This window comes from Streptomyces sp. NPDC002536 (assembly GCF_053594995.1).
Genome location: NZ_JBSFWU010000038.1, coordinates 1 through 12,368 on the forward strand (window position 1 = coordinate 1; position 12,368 = coordinate 12,368).

The window sequence follows — 12,368 nt, forward strand, 5'->3', positions numbered from 1 at the left end:
GCCAGGAAGCGATGAAATCCCGATGAGATCGAGGGCCGACCGCCGGCCGCTATCGCCCTGCGATCAACGGCAACAGCAGCGCAGCGGACCAGCTGAAATTGGGTGAGTTCAAAGGGGCTCCGGTCAGCGGGTCGTAGTTCTCCATGAGCGGCGCACGTCCCGGCAGGCCCGCCGTATTGTCGACCAGTCTCGCGGTCAAGGCGTCCGCGTCGCGGCCGAACCCGTAACGGCGCATGCCAGCGATCGCGAAGCAGGCCTGGTCAAGCCAGACAGGGCCGCGCCAGTACTGCCGTGGGGCGAAGTACGGCGAGCTCCTGGAGACCGACGGCAGGGGCACCGGAGTGGCGAACTCGGCCGGGTCCAGGAGCCGTTCCCGCAGGGCGCCGGCCTGCGCACGGGTCGCGACACCGGTCCACAACGGAATCGCGCCCTCGATCCCCCTGCCCCGCCCGGTCAGCCGGGTGCCGGTGCCGAGCGCGGTGTCGTAGAACCAGCCGGTCGCCGGGTCGTACATCCTCTGGCGCACGAGCTGCGTGGTGACTGCGGCCTTGGCACGCCAGGCGGTGGCGTCCGCCCGCTCACCCAACTCCCCAGCGATGAGAGCCAGATGCTCCTGGTCGGCGACGAGGTAGGCGTTGAGGTCCACGGACTCCTGGTTCAGCGAGTAGCCGATCACCTTCCCGGAGCCGTCCCGGTTCGGCACGACCGAAGTGCCCGACGCGGCGTCGAACCGGGGGGCGTTGTCCATGCCGCTCTCCCAGGCTGCGGCCTGCCGCTGCTGCTCGGCCGAGCCGTTGGCGGCGTCCACGGTGGCGCCGTACTCGGCGAGTCCGTTGTGATCGTGGTCCCGGTTGCGGTACCACCACGCCTCGTACGCAGCCAGCTTCGGGTACACCTCCCGCAGGAATTCCTTGTTCCTGCTCCGCTGGTAGACCTGCCACACCGACCACGCCCCCAGCGGCGGCTTGCTGTTCCGCTCGTTCCAGTTGGTTCCGCCGCGCCGCGGGTCGTTGTAGAACACGGCGTCCGGGATCATCCCCGCGTCCTGCGGTCGGGTCGTGGAGCCCGGGCGTATCTGGTGGTCGAGCACCGAGCGGATCTGGGACTCGGCGAGCTCCGCATCGAAGCGCGCCGTGCCGGCCGCCTGCTTCCAGGTGTCCCACGCCCAGAAACCGCCCGCGAACCACTTGTACGACAGCGACGGCGTGATCCCGTCATGGGCGAGACTCCCGGCGGCGCTGCGCCAGTTGGTCACCAGCGTCTCCAGCGCCTTGACGGCGAGCCGCCGCCGGCCGGCCGGCACCCCTGCGGTCACACCGTCGACGTACCGCCGCCAGCGGGTCTCGACCGCCTGCACGGTCCGCTCCGGGGCGGTGAGCACCCGCCGCGCTCTGTCGGCCTCGGCGCGGCGCTCGGCCTGGGTGAACGTGTAGGTCTCGGTCCAGGCCAGGGAGCGTTCCGTGCCGGGCGCGAGGGTGAAGGGCGCGGCCAGTTCCGTGCGGTAGGAGTCCCCCGTCACGGTCGTATGCACCGGGTCCGCGTGGCGGGCCTCGAACCGTTCGGTGCCGTCGGTGAGGAAGTCGTCCGCCGCACGCACCTTGGCGAAGTCGACGGCGACACCGCGGGACGCAACGGCCGGCGAGGGCGCCTGCCGCATGGGCGCCTCGGTGGGCCGCAGCAGACGTCCGCTCCAGTCGGCGCCGAGGGTGCGCGGGATGCGGCCGGTGTTGCGCACCACGGCCCGTACCAGCGCGGTGCGGTGCGTGGCGTACCGGAGATCGAGCGTGAGCCGGAGGCCGTCACCGAGGTCGTACGTCTGGACCAGGGCGCCGGGGCGGGAGGTGAAGTACGGCTCGCCACCGCCGGTGAGGTCGAGCGTGCGGCCGTGCTCGCTCAGCCTGATGCGGGTGAACGAGGAGCTCAGCCACCAGGGATACTCCTGCGCGATGTAGAGCGGGCCGGTGAATCCGCCGTAGCCCTCCGGGGCGTGCGACGCCGGCAGGGCGTAGGCGTGCCAGGCCCCTTGGTCGGAGAAGACGTTGACCGGATTGATGTCCTTGGCGTCGCCGGGCAGCGCTGTTGCCGGGCTGCCGTGCAGGTCGAGCACGTCGTCGTAGCCGTGGCCGGTGCTGTTCCGGTCGTGGTCGTGGGCGTAGGCGTGGGCGTCGTTCGGGGAAGCCGTGTGCCGGGGCGGAGCGGCAGCCGTGGGCTGCAGGCTGGTGACGGCCACGGTCAGGGCCAAGGCGACGGTCGCCAGGGCGCGGGAGTGCGGTCGCAGAGACACGTTCCGTCCTTCCGAGGTCCGGTCAGGGTCCGAGAACCGGAGGGGTGTTCGGCGCATTCCTGCACTCAGGACTGGCTGGGACTGACCACCCGTTCCGTCGGCCCGCCGAACGGCAGCACGAGGGTCCGTCTCGCCAGGAGCCAGGTGCCGTCGATCTTGCGGAAGGTGTCCTCGTAATGGCCGATGTTCGCGGGCAGTCGGGGCGGAAGCAGCGCACCGTCGGTGTAACCGTCGACCCGGTAGGTCGCGAAGTAGGTGGTCGCCGCGGCGGTATGCGGTGAGTCGAGGGTGACCAGGATGTTCGTGCACATACGCCGGGACAGCCGATCCGCTGGGCGCGAACCGAAGTAGTCGCGCAGAGCTTCTCTGCCTTCGATCCGTCGGCCGTCGTACGGCCATTCCCAGACCCCGTCGGGGGTGAAGAGCTCACAGACCGTGCTCGGCTCGCCCAGGTCGAGCCGCCGCACAAGCTCCAGGATCAAGCGCTCGCAGGCGCGTTCCGCGAGAAGACGCTCCACAGGGTCGAGATCGTGAGTAGTCATCTCCCATTCCTACCAACCACGCCTGCACACCCGCGATCCCCTTTCCGACGCCCCAACACCCCAACGCCACCTCAGCGGAGGAGGCCGATCCACGCCGGTCTCAGATCCGGTCAGGACCGCGATGGGGCAGCGTCTGGCTGTAGACGACGCTCGTGGTCGTGCTGCCGAAGCCCGCCAACTCGTCCACGAGCGTCTCCAAGTGCTCCATCGACGTCGCAGCCACTTTCAGGGTGTAGCAGTCATCGCCCGTGGTGCGCAGGCACTCCAGGATCTCCCGGCGCTCGGCGAGCAGCCGGCGCAAGGGCTCGTGGCGGTTGCCCGGGTACTTCAGCCGGACGACGGCGAGCACGGGATATCCGACCTTGGCCAGGTCCACCACGGCGTGGTAGCCGGTGATGACCCCCGACGACTCCAGGTTCCGTACCCGTTCCGTGGTGGCCGACGGGCTGAGGTTCACGCGCCGTCCCAACTCGCTGAGGGATATGCGGGCTTCCTGCTGCAGCTGCGCAATGATCGCCCAGTCGGTTTCATCAAGATTCACGGTCACGTCGCGACTTTACCGGCAGAACCACGGAAGAACACCGCTTCTGCCGGGAGGATTCGGTTCCGCTGTCCGTGATCACCGGGATAGCCTCGGCATATGCAACTTGGCGTCAACGTACCGAACTTCGGACCCGGTACCGATCCCGGCATGCTGCGCGACTGGGCGCGGATCACGGAGGAGCTCGGCTACGACCTCCTCATGGTGTCGGACCACGTAGTCGTGACCCCGGACGTGGCCGCACGATACCCGGAGCCGTTCTACGAGCCGTTCACCACGCTGTCCTGGCTGGCCGGCGTCACCAGCAGAGTGCGGCTGGGCACGAGCGTGCTGATCCTCCCGTACCGGCATCCGCTGTTGGTGGCGCGGATGGCCATGAACCTCGGCCGCCTCAGCGGTGGCCGGCTCGTCCTCGGAGTGGGCGTCGGCTGGGCGCGGCAGGAATTCGACGCGCTCGACGTGCCGTTCGCCGCACGCGGCCGGCTGGCCGACGAGTACCTGGCCGCCCTGCGGGACACCTGGCGCACGGACATCGAAGACGGCGCCGCCCCGATCCCACTCTGGGTGGGCGGCCACAGTGGGGCCGCTCTCCGACGTGCCACCAGGTTCGGGGACGCCTGGCACCCGCTGCGACTCCCCCTGAACCACATGCGCGCGGTCCTGAAGGACCACTCGCTGCCGGCGTTCGCACCCCGCATCACCCTGAAACTGACCACCACCCCGGTCGACGGCCCCGAACGGCCGGCCGGCGTCGGCACCATCGAGCAGGTCCTCGACGATCTCGGCCAACTCCGCCTGCTCGGTGCGGACACCGTCGTTCTCGACCCGTACCACGGCGACCCGAGAGAAACCATCCGACCCGAAACGGCCTGGCAGGCACTCACCGAGGTGGCCACGCACTGGAGGACAGCATCATGATCACCACCGCCGACGAGACGCTCCTGCGCCGCGCGATCGGCATCGCAGCCCACGCCATCACGCAGGGCGACGCACCGTACGGCTCCCTCCTGGCCGCCCCGGACGGCACGATCCTCGCCGAGGCCCACAACACGGTGCGGCGCGACAACGACATCACCGCCCACCCGGAACTGAAGCTCGCCCGCTGGGCGGCCCGCGAACTCGACCCCGACACAGCCGCGCGCACCACCTTGTACACCAGCTGCCAGCCCTGCGGCATGTGTGCCGGCGGCATCGTCCGCTCCGGCATCGGCCGGGTCGTCTACGCGCTCTCCACCGCACAACTCGTCGAACTCAACCCGCAGTCGGGCAACTGGCCGACCGTGACGCAGGACGGCCCGGCCCTGTTCGAGGAGGCACGCGCTCCCATCGACGCCTACTACCAACCCAGCTGACCGCGGTGTCGGTGGCCCTCAGCCGCCGCGCCGCACCCGGGCCGCCTTGCGGGCCTCGGCGAGCTTGCGGGCCTCGGCAGCCTTGCGGGACTTGTTGCCGGTTCCGCGGGAGGCGTCCTTGCTGGAGCCCAGGCCGCGGAAGGGGGCGTTGGTGTTCTTGGCCCGGGGCGCGGCGGGCCCGCCGTCGAGCGGGGTGCCGGAGGGGGCCTTGGCTCCGGTGATCCGGCTCAGCTCCGCCTCGCCCGAGCGCACCTTGGTGACCGTCGGCTCGATGCCGGCCTCGGCCATCAGCCGGCTCATCTCGCGGCGCTGGGCCGACAGCACCAGCGTGACGACGCTGCCGGACCGGCCGGCCCGGGCGGTGCGGCCCGCGCGGTGCAGATAGTCCTTGGGGTCGGTGGGCGGGTCGACGTTGACCACGAGATCGAGGTCGTCGACGTGCAGACCACGGGCCGCGACATTGGTCGCCACCAGGACGGTGATCTGGCCGTTCTTGAACTGCGCGAGGGTCCGCGTGCGCTGCGGCTGGGATTTTCCGCTGTGCAGGGCGGCAGCGTGCACTCCGCTGGCCCGCAGATGCCGGGTGAGCAGGTCGACCGCGTGCTTGGTGTCCAGGAACAGCAGTACGCGGCCGTCGCGGGCAGCGATCTCCGTGGTGACGGCGTACCGGTCGGGACCGTGGACGACCAGCACATGGTGGTCCATCGTCGTGACCGCGCCCGCGGACGGGTCGACGGAGTGGACGACCGGGTCGTGGAGGTAGCGGCTGACCAGCTGGTCGACGTCGCGGTCCAGGGTGGCCGAGAACAGCATCCGCTGGCCGTCGGCGTGCACCTGGTCGAGCACCTCGGTGACCTGCGGCAGGAAGCCCATGTCGCACATCTGGTCGGCCTCGTCGAGGACGGTGATCCGCACTCGTCCCAGGCGGCAGGCCTTGCGCTCGATGAGGTCGTGCAGGCGGCCGGGGGTGGCGACGACGACCTCGGCGCCATCGCGCAGCGCTGCGGCCTGCCGGCCGATCGACATGCCGCCGACGACCGTGGCCATCCGCAGCCGGAGCGCGTCGGCATACGGCGCGAGCGCCTCGGTGACCTGCTGGGCCAGCTCCCGGGTGGGCACCAGGACCAGGGCGAGGGGCTGCTTCGACTCCGCGCGCCGCCCGGCCGTCCGTGCGAGAAGCGGCAGGCCGAAGGCGAGCGTCTTGCCCGACCCCGTGCGCCCGCGCCCCAGGACGTCGCGTCCCGCGAGGGCGCTGGGCAGTGTGGCTGCCTGGATCGGGAAGGGCTCGCGCACGCCGAGCTCGGTGAGCGTCCGCAGAACCGCGGCCGGCAGGTCCATGTCGGCGAAGGCGGCCGGGGACGCCGTCGGGGTGGGGGTCACCGGCCGGGCGAGGTCGCCCTGCGAGGTACCGAGACGGTCCGGGTGGTTCATGAAGAGCCTTCCGCATGGGCAACGTACCGAGGAAGGCCCGGCAAGTATGAGCAGCCGACGAACAAGGGGAACCGCACGGACGGAGTCGCCAGCCGTTTCAGCCGTCCAAACGTTTGAGGCTAACACAAAGTGATATTGCAACCCGGTGCTGTGGTGCTGATCGCTCCGCCTGCGTCGGTGACGCGACACAGGCTGCCGAGATCCCTTTCCGACGTGCCCAGGGCCTGTCCTCAGCCCTTGCCCGGCCCTGCGGCCGAGCAGAGCGCCTCGTCAACGATCTCCTCCATGTGCTTCTGCGTCGCCTTCCCCGGCTGCGTGGTGACGGCGACGTTGACGGCGCGGCCGTCCTCGGTGACGCCGCCCCGGGTCTCGGTCATAGACCTTGGCAAGACCAGCGATCGACACGGTCAACGCAAGGAGCGGATCGCCGGGCTCGCAGCGACCAGGACGGCGCACGCCAGGACAGCGCTGCCACAGACCAGGAACAGCATCGTCGTGCCGTACGGGAGCAGGAAGCCCGCAACCACATAGGAGAACGGGTCCAACGCCACCGTGGCCAGCACGACGAGGCTCATCACCCGGCCCAGCAGTTGCTCGGGCACTCGCTCCTGCAGAGTGGCCACGACGACCACTCCGAGGAACGCGGACCCGAGGCCGATGAGTGAGACGACCGCCGTTGCGGCGACGACATGGGTGACGGCGGCGAGTCCGGCCATGCCTGCGCCGATCGCCGCGACCCCGCCGACCACGGTCCAGCCGCGCCGGGCGGGCGGCCGCCATCCGGCCATGAGTGAGCCGGCCAGTGAGCCGGCACCGAAACCGGAGAGCACGACGCCCAGAGATCCCGCGCCGCCGAGGCGTTGATCGGCGAGCACCGCGCCGCCCACGAGCACGGGGCCCACGACCGCAATGTTGATCAGGGCGATGGCTGCCAGCATCCCTCGCACCGGCGGTTCGTGCCAGGCGTAGCTCAAGCCCGCGCCGAGGGCACGTGCACTGCTGAGCTGCTCACCGTCGACGGCGCCCGGACCGGCGCCGTCCCGGGCACCTTCGCCACGTCGTACCACGCGGATGAGCGTGCTGAGGGCGACGGCGGCCAACGCTGCCACCGCCACGATCCCACCGAGCGTCGCATCGAAGCCGATTGCGGCGATGACTCCGGCGGCCACCGCCGGGCCGACCAGATCGCCCCCCGACTCCGCGCCCTGCACCAGCGCGTTGACCCGGGAGAGCTTCTCGGTCGGCACGACGGCGGGCAGCAACGCCAGGGCCGCCGGGAAGTATGCGGCGTCGGCGGCGCCGAGCAGTCCGGCGAGCACCGCAACCGTCGTCACCGACGGCGAGGTGAATGTGGTCAGGGCGTCGAGGGCGAGCAGGACGGCGACCCGGAGCCAGGAGGCGCCGGCCACGACACGGGCGGGACCGAGGCGGTCGACCAGCACTCCCGCAGGAAGCAGGAGCGCCGCCCGCGGCAGCGCCACGGCCACAAGAACGAGCCCTGTGGCGAGCCCGGGTTCCGACAGCTGGAGCACGAAGAGCGTGAGCCAGATGATGAACAGCGCATCGACCACGGCCGCCAGCCCTTGGCCCACGATCAGGCGGCGCAAGTGCGGATCGCCGAGCGGTTCGCGCGGAAGGGAACGGGCGGTCGGCTCCGTCGTCATCGTCGGCTCCCCGGGCCGCCGAATGGATCGGTCCCGCACGAAAGGTTCGACGGACGAGTGATCGCGTCGAGCAGCCGCCACGCCTGCAGTTGAGACCGGCAGGGACCGCATCGCTCACTGATCGACAACATGAACACATCCGCTCGCAGATTCCGTTGCCTGGTGGCGGCCCGCCCGCATTGCCGGCGGGGTCCACGGTGCGTGTCCCTATGCGATGTGCGTGCCCCCGTCGACCGTCAGGGTGGTGCCGGTGATGTAGGACGCCGCGTCGGAGACGAGGAAGACCAAAGCCGCAGCGAGTTCCTCGGGCTGCCCGATGCGGCCTGAGAGCACCCGCGGCATCATCGCCTCCAGGTAGCCCTCGGCGTAGCCGTCGGTCATCGCGGAGGTGAAAAGGCCTGGCGCGAGGGCGTTCACGCGAATGCCCTTGCCGGGGGTCCATTGTTGGGCGAGGTCTCGGGTGAGCCCGAGGATCCCGGCCTTGGACGCCGAGTAGGCGGCCTGCGGCAGACCGCCCGTGACCAGCGCGAGGATGCTCGAGACGTTGACGATGGCACTGCCGGGCAGCATCACCGCGCCCGCGGCCTGGGCCATCCAATAGGAGCCGTTGAGATTGACGTCGATGACCTCGCGGAACTGCTCCGGTGTCTCTTCCGTCGCGGGGTGTTCGCTGCTGATCCCGGCGTTGTTGACGAGAATGTCCACCCGCCCGAATGCGTGCAGAGCCGCGTCGACCAGCGCGCGGCAGTCCTCCGGCTTGGCAACGTCGGTAGGCACGGCGACGGCCCGGCGGCCGAGCTTCTCGACGGCCGTGCGCACGGCTTCCAGTCTCTCGGTGCGCCGTGCCCCGAGCACGACATCGGCACCGGCTTCGGCCATCGCGGTGGCGAAGGCGATACCCAGTCCGGAGGAGGCGCCGGTGACCACGGCGACGCGACCGTCGAGCCGGAAGCGGTCGAGGACGCTCATGGCCACCTGACCCTGTGGTGAATCATTCTGTGCATGGCACGTCTCCCAAAGAACGGTGCCGCGGCCAGGCAGTCCGGCAGCAGTCACCGGTGATTCGCGATGCAGTTCACCGCATCGCCGACGGTTCTCCACTCCGCGACCTGGTCGTCGGGGATCTTCACCTCGAACTCGTCCTCGACCGCCACGGTGATCTCCACCATCGACAGGGAGTCGATATCGAGATCGTCGGTGAAGGACTTCTCGGTGGTCACCTCGGCGGAGTCGACGCCGACGACCTCTTCGACAATCCTGGCAATGGCGTTGAGGATGTCGGTGTTGTTCACCGCGGTTCCTCCTTCTTGGGGGTGGGGCCGGGTGGGGACGTCAGATCCCGAGGCGCCGTCGGTAGGTGACGAGGGTGCGCAGGAAGGCGTCCATCTGCTCCTCGGTGTGGCCCGCGTGCGGGAACAGGCGCAGGAGTGCCTGGTTGCGTGAGACGGCCGGGTAGGAGAAGACGGGTACGAGGTAGCCGTCCTCGACGAACCACTCCCGCATCTGCAGGGCGGCGGCGTCGTTTCCGATCGGCACCGAGAGCATGTACGACTCGGTCGGTGTCGTCGGCGTGTTGGCCTCGTGCATCTGTCGGCGGAGGCGGGCGGCATGTGCCAAGTAGTCGTCGACGATCGCCGGATTGCCGGCGAGGGCGTCGATGGTGTGCTTGGCGGTGTAGGCGGTGGGTGGCTGGATGGCGGCCGTGAACATCGAGGTGCCGGAGAGCAGTTCGAAAGCGTCGATGGCCACCGTCGGCCCGGCGATCGCGCCGCCTTCCAGACCGATGGCTTTCGACAGTGACACCATGACGAAGTCGGCCCGCTCCCGGATCGCAGCCGCCTCCCGGGCGTAGGGACGATTCCCGGGCCCGTACACCATGAAGCCGTTCGCATCGTCGATCATGCTGATGGCGCCGTGCCGGTCGCACTCGTCGAGAATCTCCACGATCGGCCCCATGGTGCCGTCGGCCGAATAGATACTCTCGGCGATCACCACGGTCTTGCGGGCCCGGACCCGGTTCAGGATGCGTGCCAGGTCGGATACGTCGTTGTGCCGGAACGCGTGGACGTTGCGGCCGTAGCCAAGTCCCTCAAGGCCCTTCCAGATACTCCAGTGAACGTCTCGGTCGGCGACGAAAACGGTGTCGCGGTTGCGCACTTCGATGCCGGTGTCGAAGTGCGCAGAACTGCTCATGGCGTGGACGAACCCGATGTTGGCCAGGAGCCCGGTGGCGAAGCTGATGGCCCGCTCCTTGCCGGTGTGGCGGGCGATCGTCTCTTCCAGCACCTGGTGCGGGCGGCAGATCCCCTGGGTCATCCTGGATCCGCTGGTGCTCAGGCCGTGGGCGAGCGCCCCCTCGGCGAAATGGCGTCGTACCGGGATGTGGCGCTCGAGATCGAGAAAGCTGATGCTCGCGAAGTTCACCAGCTCGCGGCCGTTGCGGACGATGGTCGGCCCGACGGGACCGTCCACCACCGGCGGGCGGTATGCCGTGTCGTGCGTGTTCGCCTCGACGAAAGCGGCGAAGGCCCACGGGGCCAGGCGATCCGTGGACGGTGCAGCGGTGTGGGGCGCGGTCATGGCGAGGTTTCTCCTCCACGATGGGCGCGGGGCGGTAAGGGTTCCAGGGCTGCGGCGAGGTGGCCGAGCGAGGCCGTTCCGGCCAGCTCGTCCGACGCGATCCCGGTGAAGCCGAACCGGTGGAGCAGCGCCAGGAGACGGGGGACGGCGACCAGGGTGACTCCGTGGTCGGCGAGGCAACGGTTCATGTCCACGGCTTCAGGGCTGTCGAAGGAGCCGGCCGGCGGACCGCCGGGTCCGACGGCGAACACGGCGGCGGCCAGAGCCCGTTCGGCGTCCGTCGCGGCCGGGCGCAACGGGACCCGCAGGGTTGCCGTGCCGCCGGTGGCGGTGCAGAACTGGTCGGGCAGACGGCCCGGTTCGGGGCCGGCCGGGGACAGGACGTAGCGGCCCGGGGCCAGGAGGCCGGGGACTTCGCCGAGGTGGTCCAGGACGTGGCGGTGCAAGTCGTCGGGAGTGATACCAGAGGCGGTGCGGGCGTGCGCGACGAGGTGCGGTTCGCCGCCGTCCCCGGCGGCGTCCTCGCTGGGCGTCACCGTCACGTCGAGCACTCCGGGATGGCTGCGCAACACGTCTTCGACCTTGGTCAAGCACGCCCATCCCTGCGGGGCGCGCCACCATCCGGGGGCGGCCGGTGTGAGCGGGCGTGCCGGAACCGGGCATTCGGCGCCGTCGGCGAGTGCGCGCAGGAAGCCGCACAGACGGACGGGCAACGCCGCGGCCTGACCGGCGTCGAGCAGGTGGTCCCCGACGGTGACGTCGAGGGTGACGACCCCCGCGTCGCGGCCGAGGTCGACGTAGAGCGTCTCGCAGGGCTCGTCAGGCGCGCTGCTGATCCAGGTGGCGGACCCGTCCGGCGGGGTGTACTGCGTGGGGACCAGGTAGTCGCGTGGCCACGAGTAGCAGTTGTACTCGATGGTGGGGACGGTCACGACACCGCGGCGGCGGTCCATGCGCGCCTGGGCGGCGACCAGTTCCGCGGGACGGTACTGACCGTGCCGGTAGGCGGCGGCGGAGGCGGCTGCGACCGAGGCGACCACCTCGCCGAACGCCGCGCCCGGGCGGAGATCGATCTGTACCGGGACCGTCAGGGCCCGCACGCCGATGCTGTTCCGCAGAGCGGCCCGGGCGCGGTTGGAGACCACCACGGACGCGAGGAATCGGTGTTCGCCGGTGCGGGTGGCGACGTCGTGGGCCAGCGCCGCGAGCACAACGGCCTCCGGGCTGACCCGATATCGCCGGGCGACGCGCTCAAGGTCGTCGTACGAGCCCGCCGAGCGGTGCTGGAGGCGGTGGCGCCCGTCGCCGTCGTCGGTCCCGCCGAACGGGGCCAGCACGCCGGTCGGGTTGCTCGCCAGGCGCATGAGCCACTCGTGCTCCGCTGCGCGGGCGCGTTCCGGGGGCTGGGCGGCGACCGTGTCGAGCGGGTGCAGGGATGCCTCCACCGGCGCGTCGCCGCCGCGCAGTTGACCGTGCAGTTGGTCGATCAGTACCGCCAGCCCCCATCCGTCGATCACCACGTGGTGGGCGGCCATCAGGACCGCACGCGGCTTGCCTGCCTCGAACAGCACCCTGGCGAGCCAGGGCGGATCCCGCTCGGGATCGATCGGGCGGGCGGCCAGCGCTGCCGTGGCCGCCTCCAGGGTGGCGGCGTCGACAGCGGGGACGTCGGCGTAGTCGACCGGCAGCGGGGCCCAGTCCGCGCGGTGGACGTGTTGCACCGGGCGGAGCGGGTCGACGGTGGTGCGCAGCGCCTCGTGGCGGGCGGTGAGGGACGTGAGCGCCGCGTGGACGTCGGCGAGGGTCGCCGGGGGCGGGACGTGGCAGTGGTCGGCGAGCGGCGTCGGGTTCACCCGCCGTGCCGAGGGAATGGTGCGTTCGAACCAGTGCCACTGCTGGACCCAGGTCAGCGGCCCGCTGCGGGTGACGGTACCGGGGCTCGGGGTCGGCTCCGCAAGGTGATTCACGGCCGGG

12 protein-coding genes are annotated in these 12,368 nt (G+C 70.6%); 2 read left to right on the plus strand and 10 right to left on the minus strand.

Annotated elements, in window-relative coordinates; translation table 11 throughout:
• Positions 1-49: 49 nt before the first annotated feature.
• The 3 genes from ACWD4B_RS16315 to ACWD4B_RS16325 form a co-directional block, all read right to left on the minus strand.
• Entirely contained in the window at positions 50-2,284 is a 2,235-nt protein-coding gene (locus ACWD4B_RS16315) for an MGH1-like glycoside hydrolase domain-containing protein (protein ID WP_451421345.1), read from the minus strand.
• 65 nt (positions 2,285-2,349) lie between these two features.
• Complete coding sequence (locus tag ACWD4B_RS16320) at positions 2,350-2,826, minus strand: nuclear transport factor 2 family protein (protein WP_451421346.1); 477 nt, start codon at positions 2,824-2,826, stop codon at positions 2,350-2,352.
• Positions 2,827-2,926: 100 nt separating this feature from the next.
• Complete coding sequence (locus ACWD4B_RS16325) at positions 2,927-3,373, minus strand: Lrp/AsnC family transcriptional regulator (RefSeq protein ID WP_451421347.1); 447 nt, start codon at positions 3,371-3,373, stop codon at positions 2,927-2,929.
• Between the two features lie 93 nt (positions 3,374-3,466).
• Between ACWD4B_RS16325 and ACWD4B_RS16330 the strand changes: the two genes are divergently transcribed.
• Together ACWD4B_RS16330 and ACWD4B_RS16335 are read left to right on the plus strand one after the other, a co-directional pair.
• Entirely contained in the window at positions 3,467-4,285 is an 819-nt protein-coding gene (locus ACWD4B_RS16330) for an LLM class flavin-dependent oxidoreductase (RefSeq protein ID WP_451421348.1), read from the plus strand.
• Positions 4,282-4,719 carry a nucleoside deaminase gene (locus ACWD4B_RS16335; protein ID WP_451421349.1) on the plus strand — a complete coding sequence of 146 codons (438 nt, stop codon included), beginning with the start codon at positions 4,282-4,284 and terminating at the stop codon, positions 4,717-4,719. The genes ACWD4B_RS16330 and ACWD4B_RS16335 overlap by 4 nt, the downstream gene beginning before the upstream one ends.
• Before the next feature lie 18 nt (positions 4,720-4,737).
• Here the strand turns inward: ACWD4B_RS16335 and ACWD4B_RS16340 are convergent, their stop codons facing one another.
• The 7 genes from ACWD4B_RS16340 to ACWD4B_RS16370 form a co-directional block, all read right to left on the minus strand.
• A complete protein-coding gene (locus tag ACWD4B_RS16340; RefSeq protein WP_451421350.1) occupies positions 4,738-6,150 on the minus strand; it encodes a DEAD/DEAH box helicase in 1,413 nt (470 codons plus the stop codon).
• A gap of 230 nt (positions 6,151-6,380) precedes the next feature.
• Complete coding sequence (locus ACWD4B_RS16345) at positions 6,381-6,527, minus strand: hypothetical protein (RefSeq protein ID WP_451421351.1); 147 nt, start codon at positions 6,525-6,527, stop codon at positions 6,381-6,383.
• Between the two features lie 30 nt (positions 6,528-6,557).
• Entirely contained in the window at positions 6,558-7,814 is a 1,257-nt protein-coding gene (locus ACWD4B_RS16350; protein ID WP_451421352.1) for an MFS transporter, read from the minus strand.
• Between the two features lie 207 nt (positions 7,815-8,021).
• A complete protein-coding gene (locus tag ACWD4B_RS16355; RefSeq protein WP_451421353.1) occupies positions 8,022-8,783 on the minus strand; it encodes an SDR family NAD(P)-dependent oxidoreductase in 762 nt (253 codons plus the stop codon).
• 83 nt (positions 8,784-8,866) lie between these two features.
• On the minus strand, positions 8,867-9,106 hold the full coding sequence (locus ACWD4B_RS16360; RefSeq protein ID WP_451421354.1) for an acyl carrier protein: 240 nt from the start codon (positions 9,104-9,106) through the stop codon (positions 8,867-8,869).
• A 40-nt stretch (positions 9,107-9,146) separates the two neighbouring features.
• Positions 9,147-10,394: an aminotransferase class I/II-fold pyridoxal phosphate-dependent enzyme gene (locus ACWD4B_RS16365; protein ID WP_451421355.1), complete on the minus strand. Its 1,248-nt coding sequence runs from the start codon at positions 10,392-10,394 to the stop codon at positions 9,147-9,149.
• Positions 10,391-12,361 (minus strand): condensation domain-containing protein, encoded by a 1,971-nt coding sequence (locus tag ACWD4B_RS16370; protein WP_451421356.1) that lies wholly within the window; start codon positions 12,359-12,361, stop codon positions 10,391-10,393. The genes ACWD4B_RS16365 and ACWD4B_RS16370 overlap by 4 nt, the downstream gene beginning before the upstream one ends.
• Positions 12,362-12,368: the final 7 nt, after the last annotated feature.

Bases quoted from the DNA above. Each gene is read 5' to 3' on its own strand.
- ACWD4B_RS16320 (WP_451421346.1), bottom strand. From the start codon at position 2,826: ATGACTACTCACGATCTCGACCCTGTGGAGCGTCTTCTCGCGGAACGC.
- ACWD4B_RS16330 (WP_451421348.1), top strand. From the start codon at position 3,467: ATGCAACTTGGCGTCAACGTACCGAACTTCGGACCCGGTACCGATCCC.
- ACWD4B_RS16335 (WP_451421349.1), top strand. From the start codon at position 4,282: ATGATCACCACCGCCGACGAGACGCTCCTGCGCCGCGCGATCGGCATC.
- ACWD4B_RS16340 (WP_451421350.1), bottom strand. From the start codon at position 6,150: ATGAACCACCCGGACCGTCTCGGTACCTCGCAGGGCGACCTCGCCCGG.
- ACWD4B_RS16345 (WP_451421351.1), bottom strand. From the start codon at position 6,527: ATGACCGAGACCCGGGGCGGCGTCACCGAGGACGGCCGCGCCGTCAAC.
- ACWD4B_RS16350 (WP_451421352.1), bottom strand. From the start codon at position 7,814: ATGACGACGGAGCCGACCGCCCGTTCCCTTCCGCGCGAACCGCTCGGC.
- ACWD4B_RS16355 (WP_451421353.1), bottom strand. From the start codon at position 8,783: ATGAGCGTCCTCGACCGCTTCCGGCTCGACGGTCGCGTCGCCGTGGTC.
- ACWD4B_RS16365 (WP_451421355.1), bottom strand. From the start codon at position 10,394: ATGACCGCGCCCCACACCGCTGCACCGTCCACGGATCGCCTGGCCCCG.